This window comes from Gemmata sp. SH-PL17, from assembly GCF_001610855.1.
GTDB lineage: Bacteria > Planctomycetota > Planctomycetia > Gemmatales > Gemmataceae > Gemmata > Gemmata massiliana.
Genome location: NZ_CP011271.1, coordinates 6,279,178 through 6,302,765 on the forward strand (window position 1 = coordinate 6,279,178; position 23,588 = coordinate 6,302,765).

At 63.4% G+C, this 23,588-nt stretch carries 18 protein-coding genes; 10 read left to right on the forward strand and 8 right to left on the reverse strand.

Annotated features, from left to right (window positions below):
* The first annotated feature begins 76 nt into the window (after positions 1 to 76).
* Both dapB and VT84_RS25845 read left to right on the forward strand, forming a co-directional pair.
* On the forward strand, positions 77 to 868 hold the full coding sequence (gene dapB / locus VT84_RS25840; protein ID WP_082841523.1) for a 4-hydroxy-tetrahydrodipicolinate reductase: 792 nt from the start codon (positions 77 to 79) through the stop codon (positions 866 to 868).
* A 143-nt stretch (positions 869 to 1,011) separates the two neighbouring features.
* Positions 1,012 to 1,932: a hypothetical protein gene (locus VT84_RS25845; protein WP_082841524.1), complete on the forward strand. Its 921-nt coding sequence runs from the start codon at positions 1,012 to 1,014 to the stop codon at positions 1,930 to 1,932.
* Between the two features lie 308 nt (positions 1,933 to 2,240).
* On the opposite strand, the gene VT84_RS25850 is transcribed toward VT84_RS25845, so the two are convergent.
* Complete coding sequence (locus VT84_RS25850) at positions 2,241 to 2,729, reverse strand: SixA phosphatase family protein (RefSeq protein ID WP_082841525.1); 489 nt, start codon at positions 2,727 to 2,729, stop codon at positions 2,241 to 2,243.
* Between the two features lie 247 nt (positions 2,730 to 2,976).
* Between VT84_RS25850 and typA the strand changes: the two genes are divergently transcribed.
* Positions 2,977 to 4,800, forward strand: coding sequence for a translational GTPase TypA (gene typA / locus VT84_RS25855; protein ID WP_082843412.1), 1,824 nt, complete (start codon positions 2,977 to 2,979; stop codon positions 4,798 to 4,800).
* A gap of 129 nt (positions 4,801 to 4,929) precedes the next feature.
* Here the strand turns inward: typA and VT84_RS25860 are convergent, their stop codons facing one another.
* Positions 4,930 to 5,457 (reverse strand): HU family DNA-binding protein, encoded by a 528-nt coding sequence (locus VT84_RS25860; RefSeq protein ID WP_082841526.1) that lies wholly within the window; start codon positions 5,455 to 5,457, stop codon positions 4,930 to 4,932.
* A 93-nt stretch (positions 5,458 to 5,550) separates the two neighbouring features.
* Positions 5,551 to 6,591, reverse strand: a complete 1,041-nt coding sequence (locus VT84_RS25865) for a hypothetical protein (RefSeq protein ID WP_157469830.1) — start codon at positions 6,589 to 6,591, stop codon at positions 5,551 to 5,553.
* A gap of 74 nt (positions 6,592 to 6,665) precedes the next feature.
* On the opposite strand from VT84_RS25865, the gene VT84_RS25870 reads away from it, so the two are divergent.
* From VT84_RS25870 to prmC, 3 genes are all read left to right on the forward strand, one after another.
* Positions 6,666 to 7,079: a VOC family protein gene (locus VT84_RS25870; protein ID WP_082841528.1), complete on the forward strand. Its 414-nt coding sequence runs from the start codon at positions 6,666 to 6,668 to the stop codon at positions 7,077 to 7,079.
* A 97-nt stretch (positions 7,080 to 7,176) separates the two neighbouring features.
* Entirely contained in the window at positions 7,177 to 11,361 is a 4,185-nt protein-coding gene (locus VT84_RS25875; protein ID WP_082841529.1) for an AAA domain-containing protein, read from the forward strand.
* A gap of 610 nt (positions 11,362 to 11,971) precedes the next feature.
* Positions 11,972 to 12,847, forward strand: coding sequence for a peptide chain release factor N(5)-glutamine methyltransferase (gene prmC, locus VT84_RS25880; RefSeq protein WP_082841530.1), 876 nt, complete (start codon positions 11,972 to 11,974; stop codon positions 12,845 to 12,847).
* A 529-nt stretch (positions 12,848 to 13,376) separates the two neighbouring features.
* Here the strand turns inward: prmC and VT84_RS25885 are convergent.
* Entirely contained in the window at positions 13,377 to 13,610 is a 234-nt protein-coding gene (locus VT84_RS25885; RefSeq protein WP_082841531.1) for a hypothetical protein, read from the reverse strand.
* Between the two features lie 21 nt (positions 13,611 to 13,631).
* The gene (locus VT84_RS25890) at positions 13,632 to 14,768 is read right to left on the reverse strand and encodes a prenyltransferase/squalene oxidase repeat-containing protein (RefSeq protein ID WP_082841532.1); all 1,137 of its coding nucleotides are present in this window, start codon (positions 14,766 to 14,768) and stop codon (positions 13,632 to 13,634) included.
* Between the two features lie 200 nt (positions 14,769 to 14,968).
* Here VT84_RS25890 and VT84_RS25895 point away from each other — a divergent pair, with 200 nt between their 5' ends.
* Positions 14,969 to 16,705, forward strand: coding sequence for an ArnT family glycosyltransferase (locus VT84_RS25895; protein ID WP_082841533.1), 1,737 nt, complete (start codon positions 14,969 to 14,971; stop codon positions 16,703 to 16,705).
* 788 nt (positions 16,706 to 17,493) lie between these two features.
* Positions 17,494 to 18,084, forward strand: coding sequence for a hypothetical protein (locus tag VT84_RS25900; RefSeq protein ID WP_157469832.1), 591 nt, complete (start codon positions 17,494 to 17,496; stop codon positions 18,082 to 18,084).
* Between the two features lie 280 nt (positions 18,085 to 18,364).
* On the opposite strand, the gene VT84_RS25905 is transcribed toward VT84_RS25900, so the two are convergent.
* Positions 18,365 to 19,963, reverse strand: a complete 1,599-nt coding sequence (locus VT84_RS25905) for a hypothetical protein (RefSeq protein WP_239465474.1) — start codon at positions 19,961 to 19,963, stop codon at positions 18,365 to 18,367.
* A gap of 1,035 nt (positions 19,964 to 20,998) precedes the next feature.
* Between VT84_RS25905 and VT84_RS25910 the strand changes: the two genes are divergently transcribed.
* Both VT84_RS25910 and VT84_RS25915 read left to right on the forward strand, forming a co-directional pair.
* Positions 20,999 to 21,361, forward strand: a complete 363-nt coding sequence (locus tag VT84_RS25910) for a type II toxin-antitoxin system RelE/ParE family toxin (RefSeq protein ID WP_082841535.1) — start codon at positions 20,999 to 21,001, stop codon at positions 21,359 to 21,361.
* Positions 21,362 to 21,366: 5 nt separating this feature from the next.
* Positions 21,367 to 21,828, forward strand: a complete 462-nt coding sequence (locus VT84_RS25915) for a helix-turn-helix domain-containing protein (protein ID WP_082841536.1) — start codon at positions 21,367 to 21,369, stop codon at positions 21,826 to 21,828.
* Between the two features lie 612 nt (positions 21,829 to 22,440).
* On the opposite strand, the gene VT84_RS25920 is transcribed toward VT84_RS25915, so the two are convergent.
* Entirely contained in the window at positions 22,441 to 22,962 is a 522-nt protein-coding gene (locus VT84_RS25920) for a chemotaxis protein CheX (protein ID WP_052561658.1), read from the reverse strand.
* 63 nt (positions 22,963 to 23,025) lie between these two features.
* Complete coding sequence (locus VT84_RS25925) at positions 23,026 to 23,475, reverse strand: response regulator (RefSeq protein ID WP_052561656.1); 450 nt, start codon at positions 23,473 to 23,475, stop codon at positions 23,026 to 23,028.
* Positions 23,476 to 23,588 lie beyond the last annotated feature (113 nt).

Genomic DNA, 23,588 nt, shown 5'->3' on the forward strand with positions numbered 1-23,588 from the left:
CGCCGCGCGGTGTACAACGACCCCACGAGCACGCGGCATTCCGAATAAAGTGCCGCCCGCTCGATGCGAGGCACACATGAAGATTCATATTGCGATCAACGGGGCGTGCGGGCGGATGGGTCAGCGACTCGTGGCGCTGGCGAAAGAAGATCCGGAACTGGAAATCGTCGCGGCCATCGACTCGGCGACGAACCCGCTCCAGGGCAAAGACGCGGGCGAGGTGGCGGGCGTCGGCGCGATCGGCGTGCCGATCCGCTACGACATCCCGCTCGGGCTACGGGTGGATTCGCTCATCGACTTCTCCGCGCCCGTCGGCACGATGGCGGTCCTGCCCGTGTGCGTGGACCGGCAGATCCCCGTTGTCGTCGCCACCACCGGCCACACCGACGCGCAGAAGGCCGAAATCGAGGCCGCGGCCCACATGACGGGCGTGCTGTTCGCGCCGAACATGAGCCTCGTCGTCAACCTGCTGTTCAAACTCGTGAAGCTCACCGCGGAAGCCCTCAAGGGCAAGGGCTTCGACCCGGAGATCGTCGAGCGGCACCACCGGTTCAAGAAGGACTCGCCCAGCGGCACCGCGATGCGGTTCGCGGAGATCATCAAGGACGTGCAAGGCGGCGCGTTCGTTCACGGGCGCGAGGGCATCATCGGCGAGCGCAAGTCCGAAGAGATCGGGGTCCACGCGGTGCGCGGGGGCGACAACGTGGGCGAGCACACGATCATCTTCACCACGATCGGCGAAACGCTGGAACTGGTCCACAAGGGCCACAACCGCGACAGCTACGCCCGCGGCGCACTGTTGGCCGCGAAGTACATGGCGAACCGCCCGGCCGGGCGCTACACGATGAACGACGTACTCGGGCTGTAAGCCCCGTCCGACGAACTGGCGCTTCGGGGAATACGCGAGCACGGACGCACCTCCTTTGAAGCGCCAGTTCTAACGAGCATTCGCGCCCGCACGTCGGTTATAATCACTTCCACTGCCCCGACCCGTACCCCGAGACCCAGCCTATGTTGCTTCGCGTTCGGCCCGCAGTTGGTATCGCGCTCCTCACCGCGATCGTGCTGGCTCCACCGAGTCCCGCCTCGGCCCAAGATAAGGACAAAGATAAAGACAAGGAGCTGGTGAAGCAGGCCAAGGATACCGCTCTCGCGAACTTGAAGAAGGCCGGGCTGGAAAAGCCAACGGTGGTGGAGACCAACAACTTCATCATCGTGGGGTCGGTGAGCGCGGAGAAAGCCAAGGCGCTCGGCGAAGTCCTCGAAAAGACCACAACCCTGACCCGCAAGACGCTCAAGTACGACGAGAAAGAGGCGTCTTGGAAGGGCAAGCTGACGGTCTACTTCGTTCCCGATAACGCGGAGTACAAGTCACTCATGCGGCGCGCCTTCCAGCAACCGCCCGAGGGCGCGTTCGCCGACCTCCGCGCCGAACCGCCGTTCATCGTCGATCCGGCCGAAGTGACGGGCAAGGCAACCGATGCGGACCTGTACGCGAGCACCGCGGCCCGCGTGTCCGGCGAGCACCTGAAGGCCAGAGGCACGGGCGCGCAAACCATTCCGGACTGGCTGCGCGACGGGTTCGGCCGAGTCACCACGATGCGGGCCGAGGGCACTACCTCGAAGCGCTACGTGGCGTACAAATCTCAGGCGAAAGCCGCGCTAACGAAGGGCGGCCGACCGCCGGCCCTCGCGGACATCTGGAGCGATGCCAAATCCGCGAACGGTGAAGTGCTCGCGACCAGCTTCGCCGAGTACCTCGCTTACGGTCCCGGCGCCTCGAAATTCCAGATGTTCCTCGACGGCCTCAAGCCCAGCGAGAACATCGCGATGCCGACCGTTCAGCAAGGTCTCGACGCGGCCGGGTGGAAGGAAAAAGACCTGCCCGCGCTCGACCTCGCGTGGCGCAGGTGGATCTCAGCGGGGAAGTGAATGAAGAACATTCCCCGATGTCGCGGTTTGCTCCCAGGGTGCGCGTCTGCGCCGCGACCCTGGGCTGAGGAATCTAACCCCGTTCGGGGTACAGAACACGCACAGGGAATGCACGGGAGAACCGGTTGTCGCCGGCACGGGTGAACCCCGCCCGCAAGGGCGGTGGGTGATGTCCAAATGCAGTTGACCGCCTGTATGTGCTGAAAACCTACCCCGAAGGGGTTAGATTCCTCAGCCCAGGGTCACGGCGCAGACGCGCACCCTGGGAACAAACAGGCGCCCCCAGAATTAATCAGAAATTCCCGCAATCACATGAACCATTCCGGCGTGATGATCCAATGGAGCTTCCCGCTGCCCTTCGCGGGATCGCCCTTGAACTCGATGCACGCGGCGGCGCCTTTTGCGAACTGAATGCTCCCGTCGGCCGCACCGAGGAGCCACTCGGCGTAGGCGCCGAGGTCCGGCATGTGCCCCACCGCGGCCACCCGGTCACCGGGGACGTCGGCCAAAAATTCGGAAAGTTTACCGGGCTTGAGTCGGTCCGGGCTGAGCGCGTCGTGCGTAACGGGCCGCGTGCCGGGCTGCCACACGTTCAGCAGCCCCACGGCGGTCTGGTGCGCGCGAACGAGCGGGCTGGCGGCGACCGCGTCGACGGTAAGTCGCAGCCGGGCGAACGCTTCCGCGATCGCGAGCGTCTGGGCGTGGCCGCGGGGCGTTAAGGCGCGATCGAAGTCCCGGGCCGCACCGGGCGATCCGAGTTCTACGGCCTCGGCGTGCCGAATTAAATATAAAAGCATCGCGGCCAACCTCTCTCAAACGCTAGCGCGGTGATGTTCACTGAAACCACACGTCATCTGCCCTTCCGCGCGGCCCACGTAACTTCTACATTACAGGAAGCGCTTGACTCCACCAGACCCGAGGGAAGTTCCCGACTTCTGGGTTTCAGGTGCCAAGTTGAAGTCGCCCTGAAAATCGGACCCGGTCCTGTTGGAACGGGTTGTTCACTTGGTTCCGGAACCCGAACTCGAAACTCGCAACGACTCCATGAAGCGGAATGACATTCGGAACGTCGCAGTAATCGCGCACGTTGACCACGGCAAAACGACCCTCGTCGACCAGATGCTCCGGCAGTCCGGTCAGTTCCGTAGCGAGGAACTGGACAAACTGGTGGGGGGCCAGCACGGCCTCATCATGGACTCCAACGACCAGGAGCGCGAGCGCGGGATCACGATCCTCGCGAAGAACTGCGGCATCCGCATCGGCGACGTGAAGGTCAACCTGATCGACACGCCGGGGCACGCCGACTTCGGCGGCGAGGTCGAGCGCATCCTGAAGATGGCCGACGGCGCGTTCGTGCTCGTGGACGCGGCCGAAGGGCCGCTCCCGCAGACGCGGTTCGTGCTGAAGAAGGCGTTCGCCGCCGGGCTGCGCCCGATCGTCATCATCAACAAGATCGACCGCCCGGACGCGCGCATCGCGGACGTCCACGCGCTCATGTTCGACCTGTTCATCGAACTCGGGGCCGACGACGAGACCGCCGTGTTCCCGATCATCTACGCGAGCGGCCGCGCCGGTATCGCCACCACCGACCTGGAGGTCGAGCCGAAGGACCTCAGCCCGCTGTTCGACGCGATCCTGGAAAAGGTTCCCTCCCCCGACGTGGACGAGAACGCCCCGCTCCAGATGCAGGTGATGGCGCTCCAGTACAGCGAGTTCGTCGGCAAGATCGCCATCGGGAAGATCTTCGCCGGGAAGATCCGCAAGAACCAGAAGGTGTCCGTCGTCAAGCAGAAGGACGGCACCGTGTTCCCGGACACCGTGGTGCAGGTTCTCGAGTTCGACCGGCTCGCGAAGCGGGAAGTCGAAGAGCTCAAGGCCGGCGACGTGTGCGCGATCGTGGGCATCGACGACGCGGACATCGGCGACACGATCTGCGAGTTCGACAAGCCGCACGCCCTGCCGCCGCTGACCATCGACGAGCCGACGCTCGACATGGTGTTTCGGGTGAACGACTCGCCGTTCGCGGGCCAGGACGGGAAGCCGCTGACGAGCCGCGAGTTGCGCGACCGGCTCCAAAAGGAACTGCAACACAACGTCGCCCTGCGCGTCAAGCCGGGCGCCCGCGAGAGCGAGTTCATCGTCAGCGGGCGCGGGCTGTTGCACCTCGGGGTGCTGCTCGAAACGATCCGCCGCGAGGGCGGCGAGGTCGCGGTCGGCAAGCCCCAAGTGATCGTGAAGGAGATCGACGGCCAGAAGCAGGAGCCCTACGAGCACCTCGTGGTCGAGGTGCCGGCGGAGCACCAGAACACGGTGATGCGGTTGGTCCTGGAGCGCCAGGGCGAGTTCCAGCGGATGGAGAGCCACCGCGGGAGCACGCAGGTCGAGTTCCACATCCCGGCCCGGTCCCTGATCGGGTTGCGCACGCGGATGCTGACGGGCACCCAGGGCACCGCGATCATGCACCACAACTTCCTCGACTACCGGCCGGTGCGCGGCGCGCAGGCCGGGCGCCCCACCGGCGTGTTCATCTCGAAGGACACCGGGAAGGTGACCGCGTACTCGGCCGAAGATCTTTCGGGCAACCTGTTCGTCGCTCCCCAGGACGCCGTGTACGAAGGGCAGATCGTCGGCGAACACGGCCGCGACAACGACATGGTGGTGAACGTGACCCGGCCGAAGCCGCTGACCAACATGCGGGCGTCCGGTAGCGACAAGGCCGCCGTGCTGAAGCCGCCGACCGTGTTCTCGATGGAAATGGCGCTGGAGTTTATCGAGGACGACGAACTGGTCGAAATCACGCCGGCCGCGGTGCGGATGCGGAAACTGTACCTGAAGGAAGGTGACCGCAAGCGGCAATCACGGAGCTAGTCGCGAAATTCATTGGGAGCACGGGGTTTCCACCTGCGCTCCCGTAACGGGCTCTTTTTGATTTCCTCAAAACAGAAACCGCCGGGGATTTTTCCCCGGCGGTTTCTGTTTTAGACACTTGGGTGGAACTCAGGTCGCGGCCGGGGCGTCCGACGTCACCGGCTCGACCGCGGACTTCGTCACGGTGCTGACGACCGCGGGTACGCTCGCGGTTTCCGTCGGGACCGTACCGTTACCGTTGGCCGAGGGTTCGGCGATCGGTGCGGGAGCCGTCTTCGGCTCCGCGCTCCTCGCAGCGGCCTTGTCCGCCTTCGATTTGCGCGGCTTCTTCTTCTTCACTTCCGCGATCTTCGTGGACTTCTTGACCTGTTCTTCCATCATTTTGCCGGGCTGGAACGTTACCACGTTCTTCGCCTCGACGTTGACGGGGTCACCCGTGCGCGGGTTGCGCGCCTTGCGCGGCCTGCGCTGCTTGACTTCAAATACGCCGAAGTTGCGCAGTTCAATGCGCCCCTCCTGGACCAGCGTGGCGATAATCGCCTCGAAGGTCCATTGCACGATTTCCTTTGTGGCGAGCTGCGTGAGGCTGTGCTTCGGAATGAGCTTTTCGTGGTTAGCCCGGTCGCAGATCGTCTTGACGATTTCTTTCTTGGTCACGAGCGTGGTCCCTCGGTGAGTCGGCCCGTTTCATCATCCGGGAACTGTCCTAAGTCTAGACAGCACATGGAATCGCGTCAAGCAAATACGATTTCAGGAGTTGCGACGAATTAGACTTACGAAGAGGGCCGCGAGCGCGAGCACCACGAGCGCCAGTTCCGGTGTGCGCCGGAGCGCGAGCAGAAAATTGGCGCCCGAATTCGCGCGCCGGCGTGCCCGGCGCCCGAGCGCGAGGGCGCGAAGTTGATCGTGCTCGCGCCGCAGCACATCATACCCGCGGCGCCAGTCGAGCGCGACCGATTGCCTCTGAGAAGGAAGCAGTGTGCGCACCGTGTGTGCGGCGTGTGATGAAGAGACGAGTGCGGTGACCAGCGCGCCCGGTGCGCTTGGCTCGTTGAGCACAAAGGCGACCCGCGGGATGGCTTCCCGAGCGCTCGCAACAGCCCGAATAAACAGCAATACCGAGATCGGCGTCGCGAGCGCTTCGGTCGGGTTCCCCATCACCGGGCGCAGTCCGTCCCACGCTCGAAGTGCCCGGCGCAGCGCGGCAAGTCGCCGATAAACAGTGCGCGGTTTGAGCTGATTGATGCGCGCAACGGGAACCGCTGGCAGAGGTAGTGCCGGCAGCGCGTCGGGTGCGTTGTCCGGTTCCGGCAGTTCTTCCGCAATCAGTTCTTCCGGCACAACCTCGTAAGGCGCCGGGGTCGGATCGGCCACTTTGTAGGCCGCGCTCGAATCTTCGCCGGGCGCTCCCAGTCCCGACTCGAACGCCACCTCGACCGGAACGGCTTCCGCGGAGCGCACGGCCCCGAACTCGCCACTCGGCGGTTCATCATCGACCACCTCGAACGGCGCAATGGCAATGCCCAACCCGCGATCGTATGCGGCGCGCGCGGTCGGATCGGTGAGGCACACGAGCGCCTGTGCGAGCCGGTTCATCCCGGCCGTGACGGGATCGGGGTGCAAGAGCTGGTACCGCCGGAGCAGTTCCATGCGATCGAGCACGCGGGACTCGATGTCGGCAAAATCTCCCGCTCCGCGCTCGAGTCCGAGTAGGGTGTAGTGGTCCGGCGGCCACGCGCCGGGTGGCATCCCGAGCCAGGAACACAGTTGATCGTGGGACTGACGTTCCAAGTTCGGGTTCCAGTTTCAAACGGGCGCGGTGCCATCAATTTAGAACCTGACCCGCGAGCAGAGAGGGTGAACCGATGGGTCCGGCCAAAACAATCGCGACCGCACACCTACGAATTGCGCGCCCGACCGATCAGCTGGAAGCGGTCGTTCAATTCTACCGGGACGGGTTGGGGTTCGAGGTGATCGGCGAGTTTCGCGATCACGATGGCTTTGACGGAATCATGTTGGGGCACAGGGGCGCGGCGTATCACCTGGAGTTTACGCACAAACGGGGACACTCGGTTGGTAAAGCCCCGACCGACGACAACTTGCTCGTCTTCTATTTGCCCGACCGGGACGAATGGCTCCGCGCGATCGCCCGATTGCAAGTCGCCGGACACGAACCGGTCGAGTCGTTCAATCCGTATTGGGACAAATCGGGCAAGACGTTCGCCGATCCGGACGGCTACCGCGTCGTCCTCCAGCACGCGGACTGGCCGAACTCGTAGCGGGTCAACCGGGATTGCCTCTCGTTCCCGCGAAATGGTATCACCCAGTCTTCTCCCGCTCCGATGACCGATAGAGCGGCCGTGCCGAGGTTCCGCGTTGAGTCCGCGTCCCCGCATCAACATCACCGCTACCGACCTCGGGGAGTACGTCCGCCACCACTCCTGCGATCGCCGGTTCCACCTCACCGTTCACTCCGCTCGTGAAGTCGGCCCGCTCCCGTTTTTCGAGCGCGTCCGCGACAGCATCGACCCGGTCCTCGCCGAAATGGGCCGCCGGCGCGAGGACCGCTGGGAAATCGAGCTGGTCGAATCCGGGTTCCATAATCTCGCCGCTCCGCTGCCCAAAGGCAAGCGGGACGAAGTCACATGGGACGCACTCGCGGGCGTCTTCGCGCGCCTCCAACCCGGAACGCAGGGGTACGCCCGACAGGTCGCGGTCGGCGGCAACATGGGCGCGTTTCGACTCTACGGCATTATCGACTTCGTTCTGCTCCGCTGGATCGGTGGCGCACCGCGCGTGTGGCTGGTGGAGTGCAAGGCGAGCCGCCGGGACCGCACCTATCACCGCATCCAGGTCGCCGCGTACCGGATGCTGCTCCGCGACATCATCGGCGACCAGCCCGTTCCCGTCGGTGCCCACAGTTTCGATCGGACGACCATCGAGTGCGTCGTGGCACGAATTGATGCCGATCGGAACACGAACCAGTCGATTCTCGCGCTGGCGCCGCTCGATTTGACGCACGAAGAAGCGGACCTTACTCAGCTCCTCGCCCCGGAAGGTCGTTTAGACGCCGCCGCCGCACGCCCGCTCGCGGAGATCGGGTTCCAGATCGACTCAAAGTGCGACGGGTGCTCGTTCGCGCCGCACTGCCTGACCGAAAGCGCACGCCTGCGGCGCCCGGAACTCCTCGGGCTGGATCCGGTCACGACGCGGCTGCTCCGCACGGCCGGCCTGGAGACACTCGATCAGGTGGCCAACCCACCTCTATTCGATCCCAAAATCGAATCACTCGCACGCGATCCCGGGTTCAGCGAGAACCTCGACCGGCTCCGGCTCCGCGCCCGTGCACGATTGTTCACACTCCCCAAAACGCGCACCGTCGTAGGGTCTGGCGTCGAGCCGATCCCGAATACGGGTGTCGGGCACTTACCGCCACACGAAGTGAACGGGAACCGGCTCCTCCGGATCTATCTCGCGATCGATTACGACTACACCGAGAACCGCATCGGGGCGCTGTCGGCACACGTCACGCGCAGCGCCGGGCGCCTCGACACAGCATTCGCCGACGGGCGCGCCGTGCCCGAAGTACGGGAGCGGTTTGAAGTCAAAAAAGACGCGAGCAGTCGGCCCACGAACGAGGACCGCCCGCTCCCCGACGGGCGCGAAATCATCGAGTACCAAGCGGTCCCGTGGTCGGGTACCAACTACGTCGCGGACACCGCTGCTGAAGGCGAGTTGATCCGCCGGTTCTTCGACCGGTTAGTGCGCCTCATCGCCGAGGAACTCGGCGTCGCATCAGCTCCAGTCCACTTCTACGTCTGGTCCCGTTCCGAAGTGCGCCAACTGCTCGAAGGGTGCAGCCGGGCCGGTCCCGAGTTACTCGGCCCGATTCGCCAACTGTTCGGGTGCCGCGAGGGGCTGGAACAGTTGATGTACTCGGCCGTGCAGGAAGAAGTGGACCGGCGCTTCGCCCTCGGTTGGACCGGGCGCGGACTCGGCGTCGTCACATCTCTGGAGTGGGCGGGCCGGCGGTACCACTGGACCCGTCTCGTTGACGGGAACGAACACGATCTCGCGCACGTGTTCGCCCAGGGCATCTTCGACTTCGCGATTCGCCTCGCGGTCGAACCGGACGGTTCGTGGGCACCAGACGAAGGCGCGGCGGGGCACGTGTTCGAGGTGCGCAGCCGGTTCTCCGACGCGCTCCCGGCCCCGTACTGGCACGCCGCGTGGGGCACGTTGCCGAAAGTCGATCCGAACGACGATCGCGTGCGCGAATCACTCGCGGCCTACGCGCGTGCCGGAACACCCGGATTGCTCACCGAGTACCTTCGGGCGCGTGTTCACGCGCTGCGTTGGGTCGAGGAAGGGATCAGCCCGAAGAATTCCGGCGTCGAGAAAGCATCGCTGGCGGCCAACGAGCTGCCCGTATTTCGCCTCGGGCGGGACGGCGTGGCTCGCGCCGCGACCGATTTCCTCCGGCTGGACCAACACGTTCGCAGGTCCGATTGGGTCGCTGCGCACTTACTTCCGCCGATCGCCCGCGTACCGGCCGGGCGCACGCTCCCGTTGCGACAGGTCAAAGTCGGTGCGGACAAAAGCACGATCACCGGGTCGATCGAACTGTTCGCGTTCGGCGGGTTAACGCTGACCGATCTGGAAGCCCGGTGCCGGTTCGGTCCCGGTTCGTTCGCTCGTCTGTCACCGTGGAACGGTGACCCGAAGCAGGGCCAGACGGTGGGGCAGTTGACCGCGGCCGTGGGGCGCACGTGTGTGGTGCGGGAGATCGATTGGCCGACCGGTCGCGTGACTCTGGACGCCATGTACGCCGAGGAGGACCGGTACCGGCTGTCGAGCGGCGCGAGCCGAAAAGCGGAAATGCTGTTCGAGCGCGGCTACGCGACACTGGACGAGAGCGTATCGGACTACGTCGCCGGGCGCGTGGACGACCGGCTCCAGCAGCAGAGCCACGTTTACGCATGGTTCGACCCAGTCGATCCACGGCCGCCCGCAGTTACTCCCCTCCCCACCACGGAAGTCAGTAGCCTACAGCAGTTGGTGGATTCCTTCTTGCTCCCGCCCGCGAACATCTACCCGGCCTCGCCGGACCAGGCACGAGCGGCGGTCGAAGGACTGAATACGCGGGTCCAGTTGATCCAGGGACCGCCGGGCACCGGGAAGACCACGACCACGGCCCTATCGGTTTTGCTTCGGGTGCTCGCAGGCGGGCGCGCGGGCGACATCGTGCTCCTCGCAGCACACACGCACACCGCGCTCGATAACTTGCTGGAGCGCATCGACCGGTACCGTGAAGCGTTCACCCAACATGCTGCAGCAAACGGCCGGCGAGTTCCGCCAATTAAACTGGTCAAGGTTCACACGAACGACCCGACACAACACGTCGTTGGTGGTTCGGTCGAGAACCTGCCTGCGGCCATACTCGGTGTGAAAAAGAAACTCACCGAACTCACGACAGGTGCAGTTCTGGTGATCGGCGGAACAACGGCGGGATTGCTCAAACTCGCCTCCGCGGTCGAGAAACTCAAGACATTCAACGGCGGGGCCGGACTCGGTGCGGCCCTCCTGGTCGTGGACGAAGCGTCCATGATGGTGTTTCCGCACTTCCTGGCGCTCGCAACACTTGTACCCTCGAACGGCCGAATTCTGCTGGCCGGCGACCACCGACAACTGGCCCCGATCACGGCCCACGATTGGGAAGCCGAAGACCGCCCCCCGATGGTGCTCTACCAACCGTTCGCCAGTGCATACGATGCTGTTCGGCGCATCATCGGGGCACAGGATGAGGGCGGCAACCCGACCGTACCCGCGACGAGCGCCCGATGGTCTGGGTTAACGCTCACGTTCCGCCTCCCGCCGGTGGTTCGCGAGTTGATCGCCCGCGTGTACCGTCGAGATCGGATCGAACTGGCCGGCCTACCGCGAACCGTGACCGCGGTCCCCGATGTCGGCGGCCCGTTCTGGGGGCACGTCTGGAAGTGGAACATCGGGCTGTTCCTGGCAATCCACGACGAAGACGGTTCGCGCCGAAGCAACCCGGTCGAAGTCGCGATCGTGGAGCAATTACTCGGCGCCGCGCCGCCACTTCCGGCCGGTTCGGTGGCGATCATCACCCCGCACCGCGCCCAGCGCAGTCTCCTCGCAACGCGGTTGGCCGCACTGTCGGGAACTGAGGGGCCGGTGGGGGTGATCGACACAGTCGAGCGCCTCCAGGGAGGCGAGCGCCCCACTGTGATCGTCTCGGCAACGGTCAGCGACCCAACAGCGATCGAAGCGAGTGTCGAATTCATCCTCGATTTGAACCGGGCGAACGTCGCGTTCTCCCGCGTGCAGGACCGACTGGTGGTGGTCTGTTCCCGCACGCTACTCGATCACATCCCGGCCGAGGCCGAGCACTACCAGTCGGCCATTTTGTGGAAAGCCCTGCGCGGACTGTGCAGTGAACTCGTGGCCGAAAGCGAAGTGAACGGCCACCGCGTTCGGCTCTACCGACCGCCTCACGCTTACGACAACCTCGGCTCAGCGAACGGCCGGCACGATTAGAAAAAAATTTTGGACAGATTAACCGGATCAACCGAACTCATACCAGACCGCGCAGAAGACTTGTTTTCTGTAGCCGGCCTCGGGCAACGACTTGCGCGGAACGGAGTTCGCGTCCTGTGATACCTTGCCGTTGAAGCTCGGGTGGTGAGGTGCGTCATGGAACGCGAACTCTGGGAGCTCGTTGGCACTTCCCATCGGCCGCGTTCGTCAAAACGAACCGGGGCGCGGATCGGCCCGCGCCCCGGTTGATCGGCTTGCTTTACTTCTCGACCTGGGGTGTGGAAGGCTCACGGCAACGCCGACCCCTGGGGCCACCCGGGGTGGAATTAAACCGCGACTCGCGAGGTTGTCCCAGCAATTCCACCCCGGGTGGCCCCAGGGGTCGATAGCGTTGCTGGAACAGCCTTCCCCGCGCCGAACGGCACAGTAACAGCTCGGCTGACGCAACATCAGCCTGGTGCAAAGCACCGAGCTAAACACAAGCACGACCAGTGAGTGATGTTGTACCCGACGCCCGGCGCGCCCGCAAGCACGGTAACCGGTCTGTTGCACCGGCGCGGGATTCGCAATAATGCCCTCAACGCCCGCATTCACCGAGAACGGACCTCTCATGCCCGCACCGACGCCGACCGTCTGGACGATCAAAGCGCTTCTCGCGTGGACGACGGACTTCCTCAAATCGAAGAACATTGATGGCGCCAAACTGGAGGCCGAGATCCTGCTCGCGCACGTCCTCGACTGCAAGCGCGTGGACCTGTTCGTGCGGTTCGATGAGCAGCCCGCGGACGCCGAACGAGCGAAGTTCCGCGAACTGATCCACCGCCGCGTGGCCGGGTGGCCGACCGCGTATCTCATTGGCTCGCGCGATTTCTACCTCCTCTCGTTCGAGGTGGAGCCGGCGGTGCTGATCCCGCGCTCGGACACTGAGACCCTGGTCGGCGAAGCGTTCAAGATCCTCAAACCGCTGCCCGCGCCCGCCGTGCTCGACCTCGGCACCGGGTCCGGATGCATCGCGATCAGCCTCGCGCACCAGAAGAAGGACTCCCGCGTGACCGCGGTCGACGTCTCCCCGGACGCGCTCGGGGTCGCGAAGCGCAACGCCACCAAGCACGGCGTCGCGGACCGCGTGACGTTCCTGCAAGGCGACCTGTTCGGGCCGGTCGCGCCGGGCAGCACGTTCGACGTGGTCGTGAGCAACCCGCCGTACATCGCGCAGTCCGAGTTCGCCGAACTCAGTGCCGAGGTGCGCGACCACGAACCGCGCCTCGCGCTCGACGGCGGACCGGACGGGCTGGCGTTCTACCGGCGCATCGCGGCCGGCGTCGGGCCGTTCCTGAAACCGAACGGGTCACTGTTGCTGGAAATCGGCTGGAAGCAAGAAGACGCGGTGCGAGGGTTCCTGGCCGACCGCCCGGAACTGGAACTCGGCCCCACCATCAAAGACCTGAACAAGAACCCGCGCGTTATCACCGCGAAGAAGAAGTGAACGGAGAACACGCGGTGGCGGGTTGTTGGTGAACCCCGCCCGCAAGGGCGGCGAGTGCAAGCACAAGTGCGGTTACCGAACAAGGTGGGGCGAACGCCCCGCCCTTGCGGGCGGGGTTCACCAACAACCCACCACCGTGGGGCTCAATGATGTCGTTCGAGAACAACAACCGGCGAGGTTTCGTTGCCTCCCCACTCCACCGCCACGAAGCAATACTCTCCGGGAAAACCCACTAAACGAAAGCCGGCCGCGGAAGGTTCAACCACCCGCTGTTTCACTTCCTCTTTCCAGAATTGGTAACAGTCTTGAGGGTCGATCCACCGCAGTGGAAAGCCACAATCTGCCACCACAAAACGTACTGGCCCTCGTCGGAGGAGGTCGGTCATTTCGGACCGACCTAACTCCCGATGTCTTGTAATCGGCAGCACCCCTGTTTCGTCCCAAATTTCGATCAGGGGCGTTCGACAAACAATTCGCTCTGTCATTCGGCGACTACTTCATTTTTGCAGTAACTCAAGTCTACGCGCGATTACTTGCTCGTTTGGCGAATGTGCAGACCCATGTCCACCTGATTACCCTTCGCGCGTTCCACCGCTCTCAACCAATCGGACCAAGCGGCTTGATCCGCCGGCGACCCGTCCGCCAGTAGACTCAGGCCGCCCAGCACCGATCCAATCTGGTCGAACTCATATTTGGAGTAGAGTTCTTCCAGAAAGGCGTACATGGCGGTGTACGCCTGCCGCACACTGATCTGTTCGTCCACACGTCCTCCGTCACGCCCGGCTTACTTCTTCTTGCAGTAGCTCAGCGCCATGAGCGCGTAGCCGGTCACGAGGTTCTTGTCGCCCTCCATCCACCGGTCGTTGTCGTTCACGAAGCTGCCGTCGGGCTTCTGGCGCTTCGCGATCGCGGCCAGCAGGTCCGCGCGCCAGTCGTGCTTCACGCCCTTCGCGTCGGCGAACTCGTCGACGCCGAGCGCGTCCATCGTCTTCGCGAACGTGTGGTAGTAGTAGTACAGCCCGCGCTGGCTGTTCACCTCCGGCATGCCCGGGTTCGCGTCGAGGGTGTAGTTCTTGCCGATCCACTCCAGCGCCTTCTGCACGCGCTTGTCGTCCTTCGCGATGCCGCAGTAGATCATGCTCTTCACGCCGGCGTAGGTCATGCTCCCGTAGCCGCCGAGGTCGTTCTTCGTGTCGTCGCTGCGCCGGTTCTCGCCCCCGTTGGCCCCGGTGTACACGAAGCTCCCGTCGTTGTTCTTCTTGGCCCACGGCGCGGTGTTGTACTCGCTCTCGAAGTTCTGGCACCGGCTGATGAACACCTGGGCCTTCTTGAACGCCGGGTCGTCCTTTGCGACGCCCGCGGCCTTGAGCGCTTCGAGGAAGAACGCGGTGTTCGACAGGTCCGGGCGCGACTTGTCGCCCGCGTACCCGGCGCCGCCGTAGTAGTCGCTGTCGTCCTTCTTCCCGCGGGCCTCGTCCCACTGGTACTCCTTGAGGTACTTCGTGGCGTTGCCGATCACGCCCTTGTACTTGTCGCCCTTGTTCGCCGCGTTGAGCGCGAGGATGTTGATGCTGGTGGTGTAGTTGATCAGCCCGGCCTTCGAGTCGTCGCCCGCGATGTGCCCGGACTTCGCGTTCACCAGTTTCTCGATGAACTTCACGCCCTTCGCCGCCGGTTCGTCTTCGGGCTTGGTCCCGGTGCGGATCAGGCCCGTGACCACGATCCCGGTGATACCGCGGTTCTGGGGCTCCGCGGACCAGCTCCCGTCCTCTTTTTGCGCCTTCTTCAGGTACTCGGTGGCCTTTTCCACGGCCGCTTTCAGCGCGTCTTCGTTCGGCTCTGCGGCCGACGACGCGGGCACGAGTGCGAGCGCGACCAGCGCGGTGAACGCGAGCAGGGACACGAGCAATCGCTTCTTCATGGGAACACTCCGAAGGAATGGACGCCCTTCATCGTACTGAGCAAACTCGGCGCTCGCAGTGAAAAGGGCGCGACAACTCGGATCTCATTTTGGCGCTGGATAAAGCGCGCCCACGCGCGGCCACGCGGCGCCCGCGCAGCCCGGGTTGACCGGAATTTCAATTCTGTGCGATAACCCTCCATCTTTGTTGGAGGCGGGGTATGGGTGCGCGCGAACACGGGGGTCTGATCGGGTGGTGTCGGCTGCTTTTCACGGACATTTTGTTTCCAGGTAAGGCCGACGCGGACACCCGGGTGCGCCGGCTGTCGCTACTGTTGGTCCTGCTCCTTCCCGCGGTACTGCTGTACCCCACGCGCGGGTTTCACTTGCTGGAACCGGACGAGGGGCGATACGCGCAGATCCCGAAGGAGATGCTGGTCAACGGCTCGTGGGTGGTGCCAACGCTCCAGGGCGAACCGTACCTCGATAAGCCGCCGCTCATGTACTGGCTGACCGCGCTGAGTTACCGCGCGTTCGGTATCTCGCAGGAATCCGCCCGGCTCGTGCCCGCGCTGTGCGTCCACTTCACGATTCTCGCCATCTACCTGATCGGCCGCCGGAGCGTGGGCGAACGAAGCGCGTTCTGGGCCGCGATGCTGCTTTCCGTCGCGCCCGGCTTCGTGAGCGTGGCGCGGCTACTCTTGCTCGACGGCCTTCTCGTGCTGTGCGTGACGACGTCCGTGTTGTGCGGGTTCGAGGCCGTGCGCACCGGCAAGCTGAAGCGCGGGTGGTGGATCGCCGCCGCGGTCGCGTCGGGGTTGGGGTTCCTCACGAAAGGGCCGATCTCGGAAGTGTTGCTGTTCGTGCCGCTGTGGGTGTACGGGTTCCTGATGCGGGGGGGGGAAAGGCAACCTAACCCCCTAACCCCCTTCCCTAAGAAGGAAGGGGGAACAGAACCAAATACAACCAACGCCATGCAACCCGGGATGGTTTTAAGCCCCTCTCCGTTTAGGGGAGGGGTTGGGGAGGGGTTACAGACGCAACCTGCCCCCGCGGTGGTTCGGTGGTACTGGTACCTCACGTTCTTCGGCGTGGTGTTCGCGGTGAACCTGCCGTGGTACGTGGCGATTTACTTCCGCGAACCGCAGTTCCTGAAGTACTTCTTCTGGGAACACAACGTGATGCGGTTCCTGCAACCGTTCGACCACCTGCAGCCCATCTGGTACTACGTGCCGATTCTGCTCGGCGGGTTGTTGCCCGGAACGCTCCTGTTCGCGGCGTACTTCTGGCGGTTGCTCCGCCCCGCACCCGGGGACAGCGCGAACCGCTCGTCCGCGGGCGGGTTCTGGCTCCTCACCGGGGCGTGGTGCGCGTTCTTCTTCAGTTGCTCCGGCAGCAAGTTACCGACTTACGTGCTCCCGGCGTACCCGTTCCTGTGTCTCGCGATCGGCGAGTTCGTGGCGCGCACGAAATGGAACACCGCGTTCCGCACCCGGGCACTGATCGGGGGAATGGCCGCGCTCGTGATGGTGGCGCACTACGTCGCGGTGCCGTGGTACGCACGCGAGCGGTCACCGTTCGGCCGACCGGAACTGGTCGAGCGGTTCGTAAGCGACCACGATGTGGCAGTGGTGTGCTTCCCGCGGAACTGCGACTCGCTCGCGTTCTATCACGACCGGTCCGACATGCGCAACGTGCGCACCAAGAGCGTGAACCAGCTCATGGTGGACTGCCACCACCGCCCGCGCACGGTGATCCTGTTCACGCACCACGACTCGCTCCAGGGCTTCAAGAACACGCTCCCGCCGAGCCTGGAAATCGTGGAGACGAGCACACTCAAGCGCAAGGGAAAGTCGTCGCTCCTCGACAAATTCGCGGGCGCGACCCCGTGGGGCCTGTGCGACGTGGCCGTCGTGGTACCGAAGTACCACGTCCCCCCGCGCGACGGCGCGGAGTGAGGAAACGAATAAAGACGGTATGGCCACAAAAAGGCACAAAAGGCACAAAAGAAAGCAGAGGACAGAGAGCAGAAGGCAGAACCGCGGATAAACGCAGATAACGCGGATCAAGACAAGAAACAGAATTTTGGACAGGATCAACAAGATTAACAGGATTCAGAACAAAGCCGTTGAGTTCTCGCGGTTACGTAGCCCCACCCGCTCGTTGACACTCGCGGTTCGCCTGAGCCTCGTGGCGAACCGCGAGTGTCAACGAGCGGGTGGGCGCCAGTACCTGCCCACTTCCACACATTAAACGGCTAGGATTGGATTTCAAAATCCGGTTAATCCTGTCAAATAATCTCTTTTCTCTTGTCTTGATCCGTGTAAAGAAACTCGTTCGCCGCGCGACCCGAATGTAACAATAAAGGTGATGAGGTAAACAATAAACAACTCTTCTGGTTGTTAGCTCGCCGCTACCATTCACGATGTCCGTCGGCGATCCGCTGACGTTGCGAGATCGCCGGGCGACAGAAATCAAAAGGAGATCGGATCATGAAGAAACTCCTATTGGCCCCCTTAATTCTCGCGACGTTCGGTGCGGCAACGGCTTTCGCGGGCGGGCGCCCGGTGATGTACGTCGTCGTCGATCGGGTCGAAACGACTCAAGACCAGTCGTCGATTTCGATGATCAGAATCTGGGGCAGTTTTACCCGTGCCAAGAACCCGACCTTACAGCTTGCAGAGTTCAGTACACCGATCGATGGCTACGTCCAATTCGGCCGCGGAAGCGACAAAGAGGCCCCGAAATGGCAAAAAGCCGCCGGAACCGGCAAGGCCGTTCTCGTCGGCAGTTGCGCCGGCGCCGGGGCTTTGAGACGGTGGCGATTCACCCGGCCAACGAGAAGCCAAAAGACGTCGGAGAAAACGTTCTGTATCCGACAGGCCACATCGAGCTTTTCGGCGACATGTTCGCCGGCGGGCGCGACAACCATCTGCCCGAAGTCAAAGCCCTGTTAGCGTTTGTTGCAGCCAAACAGAAAGTGGGTCCGCTCTGTGGAGGCGCAGCAGCCATCGTTGCGAAAAATCGAGGCGCGCAACCGATCGATGACGCCTGGATTGGGCAATGGACCGTCGAATTTGCGAACGGAGTCGTGGAAACGTGTGACCTCGTCAAGGAGGGCACGGCGAATGTCACCGAACCGAAGCGGCGTTCCCCGGGAAAAGTCCGCGACTCAATGAACGGCGTTGTGGTACTCGCATTCGATGACGACCGAGTCGAGCGCTGGACCAAGATCGGGCATCGTATGGTCGTGGAACACTGGGCTTCATCGGATCAATTTCCTGGCGGTGCGCCCGTATTGGGAATTGCGGAGCGTACCGCTGGGGCGAAGAAATGACCTTCGCCGCCAGGACGACTCATACGGTCTCGTTTTGATTGCCTTCTGTAGCCGGCCTCTGCGAGGCCGGGACATCCACGGTTTGTGGCTCCCCGGCCCCGCAGAGGCCGGCTACAGCAAAACGGACCAGGGGTTGAAACCCCTGGCTATTACCGGTGACCCCGTTGGGGTCCAAAGGCAAAACGGACCCGACCAGGGGTTTCAACCCTGGTCGGTTTTTGGACCCCAACGGGGTCACCGGTAATAGCCAGGGGTTTCAACCCCTGGTCTTGGCCAAGCATCACTCCGTGCGCCGGGCCGGGAGCGGGTACTCCAGGATTTCCTGGAGCAGTTCCAGCTTGCTCGGGCGGGCGAGCAGCGGGACCAGGTTCGGCAGCGCGTAGTAGTCCCCGTTAAACTGGTAGGCGTCCACCGCGATCCCCGCCTTCTTGCACTCGTCCTCCAGTTGCGAGGTCGCCCCCGAAACCTTCACGAAGCAAATAGTGGGATCGGTCTTCAGTTCCTCGCGGTACTTCAACAGCGCCGGCACGAACCGCGGCTCCGCGTTCTCGCCCTCGTCCGTGACGATCACGATCTGCTCGACGAACTGCTTCTTCCGGCGCAGTTGGTCGATGCCCACCCCGACCGAGGTGTTACCCCCAGCCGTGATGCCCGTAAGTGCTCGCTCCCACGCGGACAGTTCCGGCCCGGCCGATTCGACCGGGTACGCGATCGAGTCGAAGGCGTACACGAACAGTTCCTTGTCCGCGACCGCCGCCAACAGCGACCCGAGCCGCTTGCCGATTTCGATGGCTTGGCTCATCGAACCGGACTTGTCGATCAGCAGCGCCGTCGGCCGCGCGATCCGCCCGCGCGCCTTGACCTGCGAGTCGGCGACCGCTTCGAGCTTCTGCCGGACCGCCGCGCTCACGGGGACCGACTCCAGCGCTTTCTCGGCCTTGAACGCGCTGACCCGGGTCGCCGTCTTCGCGGACTCCAGCTTCGACTCGATGAGCGCCTTCACGCCGGCGTCGTCGAACGCGCCGCGCTTGCGGAGCATGTCGAGGTTGTTGATGACCTCCTGCGGCGACATCCGGCCCACGAGCGCCGTCAGCACCTTCGGGGTCACCCCCTTCACCAGCCCGATCGCCACCCGGAACGGGACGTTGTGGGCCGCGATGAGCTTGGCCTGCTCGTCCGCGGTCTCGGCCTTCGCCAGATCCTTCAGGCCCGCGAGCTTCGAGCCCTCCGGCGGGCGCTCGTCGAACAACACGGCCTGCGCGCGCGGCCCCGGCTTGACGTGCAGAAGCGCGTAGAGCCGCTTCAGCGTCTTGCGCGCGGTGATCGCGGTGGAGTCGAACCAGTCGGCGTCCGCCTCACGCTCGCGCAGGTAGCGCACGACCTCCGTCTTCAGCGACCGCGGCACGTTGCGGAACAGCCCGAAGGTGTCCGTGAGCGTAACCGTTCCACCTTCAGCCAGTTTCGGCTTGCCCGGCTTCTTGCCGCGCGACGCCTTCCGGTCGACCTTCGGGCGGAACGCGGACGCCGGCACGTCGTCCGGCTTGCGGTCCACTTCGATCGCAACGTCTTCCTTGCGGCCGTGGATGAAATCGATGACGCGGCCGACCTGATACGGCGGCAGCTCGCGCAGCATCGCCAGACCGGTGTCGCGGTGCCCCGGGAAGTCGCTCAGCGCGAGCGTGACGATGAACATTTCCTTGTGGTCGCGCACGTCCCCGTGGTCCGCGTACCACGCCGCGAGGCGCACGTAGAACCGCGGATCCTGCTTCACGAGTTCCGCGTGCAGCGGGTGAACGAGCCCCAACTTCCGGTGCGGGCAGGTGAGGAGGCTGTTCAACATCGACAGCCGCAAATCCGCCTCGGTCTTCGTCATCGTCATGTGAGAGCCCCCTTCTAACTCGCTGCGTGCCAATGAAAACGGCCGCGTTAGCGGCCGGTGGTGGTCGAAAAATATCGTCCGTACAAGTTCGGGAAGCGGTTCAACTTTTTATTCAGTGCGTTTGCCATTTCGCCACATCGCCCGTGCCCGGGCGACGGCGGGACTCGAACCCGCATACGCTTTCGCGTGCTGAATCTGAGGGTTTGTACGCTTTCCTTGTGGGGTACGGATTGTCTCCTCGGCCCTCGCGACCTGCCGCCCGCAGAGCCGGGCTTCACGGCCGCTCCGAAGTATCTGAAAGAATAAGCCCGCACGAGTTCGTGAAGCAGTGAAAACTTGATCCGAAGCTCTACCCACTGAGCTACCTCACGCTTTTGAGGGCGCGGGGGCAGGAGTCGAACCTGCGACCGTCGGGTTAACTGTTTGTACGCTTCCACAGTGGGGTACGGGCTGTACCCGAATAAGTGCAAGTGAACACCGCGAGCGCGCCGCACGAGTTGTGCGAGCAATTGGCACTGAGCGCTCTACCACTGAGCTATCCGCCCGTAAGTGGACGGAACAGGAGTCGAACCTGTGACCTCTCCCTGAGCAAGGGATTGTGTTTGTAAGCTCGTCGCGTTGGGTGCGACCCGCTCGTGGCGTTCGGAATAATGGACAGAGGCCGGCAAACGAGGTTCGCGAAATTCTCGGCGCGAATCTCCCTACCCGCTCGTGCGAGCCGACGGAATGCAAAAGCTCGGAGCATTTTTTGACAGGATTAACAGGATCAACCGGATAAGACCGAAGACAGAGTTATTGAGAGCGCGAAACCCGTAGTGGCTGGTTGTGGTGAACCCCGCCCGCAAGGGCGGTGGGTGCCGCCCTTGTGCGGCTACCGAACAAGGTGAGCCGAACGACCCGCCCGCAAGGGCGGGGTTCACCAACAACCGCTACCACGCGGGCGCCCCATACCGGCCCACATCCCCATATTAAACGGCCCTGCTGGGCCGGGTTACCGCGGTTGTGTTTATATCGGATTCGGCATATCATTCGGTGATGAGTACCGCCCGCAAGCCCCTCGTCTGGCTCGGCGAGGAGATCGGGTCGCCCCCGCTTGCTTCGGAGGGGAAGGTCGAGGCTTTTTTGCTCCTGGAGCGGTTGCAGAAGGGCGAAAAACTGAAGCTGCCGCATTCGAGGCCGCTCCCGAAAGTGGGCAAGGGGTTTCACGAACTGAGGGTGCGCGACGAGCGCGGCAACTGGCGCATTGTGTACCGGGCCGACTCGGACGCCGTTGTGATTTTGGACGTGTTCAAGAAGACGAGCGGCGCGGAGCAAAAGAAATCGTTCGAGCGGTGCGAGCAACGGGCGAAGCGGTACGACCGGGAGCAAAAGGCGCGGAAGGGTGACAAGAAGGGGTGAAATAAATGGACGCTGAGAAAAGGGCGAATCTGGAGTCCCACGGTTGGAAATTCGGCGACGCGACCGAGTTCCTGCAACTGAATGCCGCCGAGCGAGAGTTGATCGAGATCCGGCAGCACCTGGCGGGAGAAACGAAGCGGCTCCGTGAGCGGCAAGGGCTCAACCAATCGGACCTGGGGAAACGAATCTCCACGACACAACCTCGCGTGGCTCTGATCGAGGCCGCCGCGAAAGAAGTGTCTCTCGATCAAATCGCGAAGGCTTTTTTCGCTTTAGGGGGGCGCGTTTCTTTCGTGGTTCCCTCGGACGAAGGATCGGTCGAAGCTCTCGTCGGCAAGGCGCCCGGAGCGGTTCGCACGAAGTCTCCAAAGGCCGGTCCCGGGGGGCGTGGTAAGTTCATTCAGGTCGCCATTGGGCCGCCCGTGGAGAAGGCCAAAGCCGTTCGCAAGAGGAAGGTTAAATCCTGAGCGGGTAAAAGTTCGACTCAACGGGCCGCTACTACCAACCGCCCTCATGGGCGGGGTTCACCAACAACTCGCCACCGGCCCGCTTCACACTTGGCGGCACTACTTTTCTGCCAATTTTATTTTTAACACTTTGTCCACTAGTATACAATTTATCAAAACCACTTTTCACAGTGGTCGATTTCCGGTCGAACGGCCGGTGTGAGCTGAGCGGTGAACCCGCTAATCGCCGTTACACACTTAGCGCGGTAGTTGGTTGCCCGAACGGGCGAGTACGATGTGGCAGAATGTTAGCAGTTGTAAGCAAGTCACGAGGCAGGAACACCTGCCGAAGCCATTGCGATACAAGTAGTTAGCACGAATCACGTTCGATGAAGGCGCGGGGGCAAGTTGTGAGCGTTTGTTAGCGTGAGTTGCTTGTCGTTCGGAGGGGATCGAGCAAGAAGTGGAGTCGGTGCGGTGCTTCGATTAAGTCTGGTGCGACGATCGCCGGTCCCGGCGGGTAAGGCGATGGTTCGCGGTTCAGCAGGGGGCACTTGCAGCTACAGTTTCAATCCTGGAACCGAACTCGTGCCCGTTTTGCTATCACGGTCTTCAACAAGGTGCGTTCTTCGATCACGTTCCGGGGCGCCGGAAATTGATGCCGTCGGTGCGGGTTCCCACGAGGTTGAACCAGCACGTTCCGCCCGGACCCGCGTACACGAGTCGGGTCGAGGATCCGCCGGGCGGTGTGAGCAGGGAGACGTTGCTCCCGCGCACCACCGTCGGCAGCGACATCGGGGCCTTGATCCCCTTCCGGTGGAGCCGGGCGGTAATGTCCCCGGCGATCACGTTGGCGATCTCCCCGACCAGGTCGCCCATGTCGGGGCTATCGAACTCGATCTCGAACCCGGCGAACACCTTCGCGACCGTGACCGCGGATTCCTCCGGGAACGCCATCGCGAACGCCCACGGCGGGTCGCCCATGAACGAAATGGTGCTCATGATGCCCGCGGCACCCAGGTCGTTCTCGTCCACGGTCCCGTTGGGGACGTGGGTCATGTTGCACGAGGACTTGAAGAACGCGGCCGCCGATTCTTCAACGGCCTTGCTCACCACGGGCGGGAACACCAGCGCGGCAGCGAGAGTCTCGGCCATGTAATCGTCTCCGGGTGGGTTCTAAAAAGCGCGGCGCTCTGCGCCGCGCGCGGGGCCAATTCCTTAGCTGAACAGGCCACCGAAGAACCCGCCACCCGATTGCTGCTCGGCCGGAGTCTTGGTCTTGAGCACCTTGTTCACGAGCTTCTCGAGCTTGACGCGCATGTCGTCCGGGGTGAACGGCTTGCAGATGAACGAGTCGGCGCCGGCCTGGTTGAGGGCCTCTTCGATCTTCGCCATCGTCTGTTCGCTGGTCACCATGACCATCGGGATGTGGAACGCGGTGCCGCCGGCGCGGGCCTTCTTGACGAACTCGACCCCGTTCATGTTGGGCATGTTCCAGTCCACGAAGCAGATGTCGAACTTCGTGGGGTCGAACTTGGTCAGGGCGTCGGCCCCGTCCGACGCTTCGGTGAACTCGAACGTGGCCAACCGGGACTGCTTCAGCGCGTTCATCACCATGTTGCGCATGATGCGGGAGTCGTCCACCACCAGGGCGCGTAACGTCGACATGAGATTCTCCTCGTTGTGTGGGTCAGGGGTAAAACTTAAGGTGTTGTGTGAAGGGGCGGGGCGACAATGGGCACTCCGGACCCCCCGTCTATCATCGAACCATTCGTCGGCTT

What these genes read in the sequence shown, in the direction of transcription:
- dapB (WP_082841523.1), top strand. Translation starts at nt 77, where the DNA reads ATGAAGATTCATATTGCGATCAACGGGGCGTGCGGGCGGATGGGTCAG.
- VT84_RS25845 (WP_082841524.1), top strand. Translation starts at nt 1,012, where the DNA reads ATGTTGCTTCGCGTTCGGCCCGCAGTTGGTATCGCGCTCCTCACCGCG.
- VT84_RS25850 (WP_082841525.1), bottom strand. Translation starts at nt 2,729, where the DNA reads ATGCTTTTATATTTAATTCGGCACGCCGAGGCCGTAGAACTCGGATCG.
- typA (WP_082843412.1), top strand. Translation starts at nt 2,977, where the DNA reads ATGAAGCGGAATGACATTCGGAACGTCGCAGTAATCGCGCACGTTGAC.
- VT84_RS25870 (WP_082841528.1), top strand. Translation starts at nt 6,666, where the DNA reads ATGGGTCCGGCCAAAACAATCGCGACCGCACACCTACGAATTGCGCGC.
- prmC (WP_082841530.1), top strand. Translation starts at nt 11,972, where the DNA reads ATGCCCGCACCGACGCCGACCGTCTGGACGATCAAAGCGCTTCTCGCG.
- VT84_RS25890 (WP_082841532.1), bottom strand. Translation starts at nt 14,768, where the DNA reads ATGAAGAAGCGATTGCTCGTGTCCCTGCTCGCGTTCACCGCGCTGGTC.
- VT84_RS25895 (WP_082841533.1), top strand. Translation starts at nt 14,969, where the DNA reads ATGGGTGCGCGCGAACACGGGGGTCTGATCGGGTGGTGTCGGCTGCTT.
- VT84_RS25900 (WP_157469832.1), top strand. Translation starts at nt 17,494, where the DNA reads ATGGCAAAAAGCCGCCGGAACCGGCAAGGCCGTTCTCGTCGGCAGTTG.
- VT84_RS25905 (WP_239465474.1), bottom strand. Translation starts at nt 19,963, where the DNA reads ATGACGATGACGAAGACCGAGGCGGATTTGCGGCTGTCGATGTTGAAC.
- VT84_RS25910 (WP_082841535.1), top strand. Translation starts at nt 20,999, where the DNA reads ATGAGTACCGCCCGCAAGCCCCTCGTCTGGCTCGGCGAGGAGATCGGG.
- VT84_RS25915 (WP_082841536.1), top strand. Translation starts at nt 21,367, where the DNA reads ATGGACGCTGAGAAAAGGGCGAATCTGGAGTCCCACGGTTGGAAATTC.
- VT84_RS25920 (WP_052561658.1), bottom strand. Translation starts at nt 22,962, where the DNA reads ATGGCCGAGACTCTCGCTGCCGCGCTGGTGTTCCCGCCCGTGGTGAGC.
- VT84_RS25925 (WP_052561656.1), bottom strand. Translation starts at nt 23,475, where the DNA reads ATGTCGACGTTACGCGCCCTGGTGGTGGACGACTCCCGCATCATGCGC.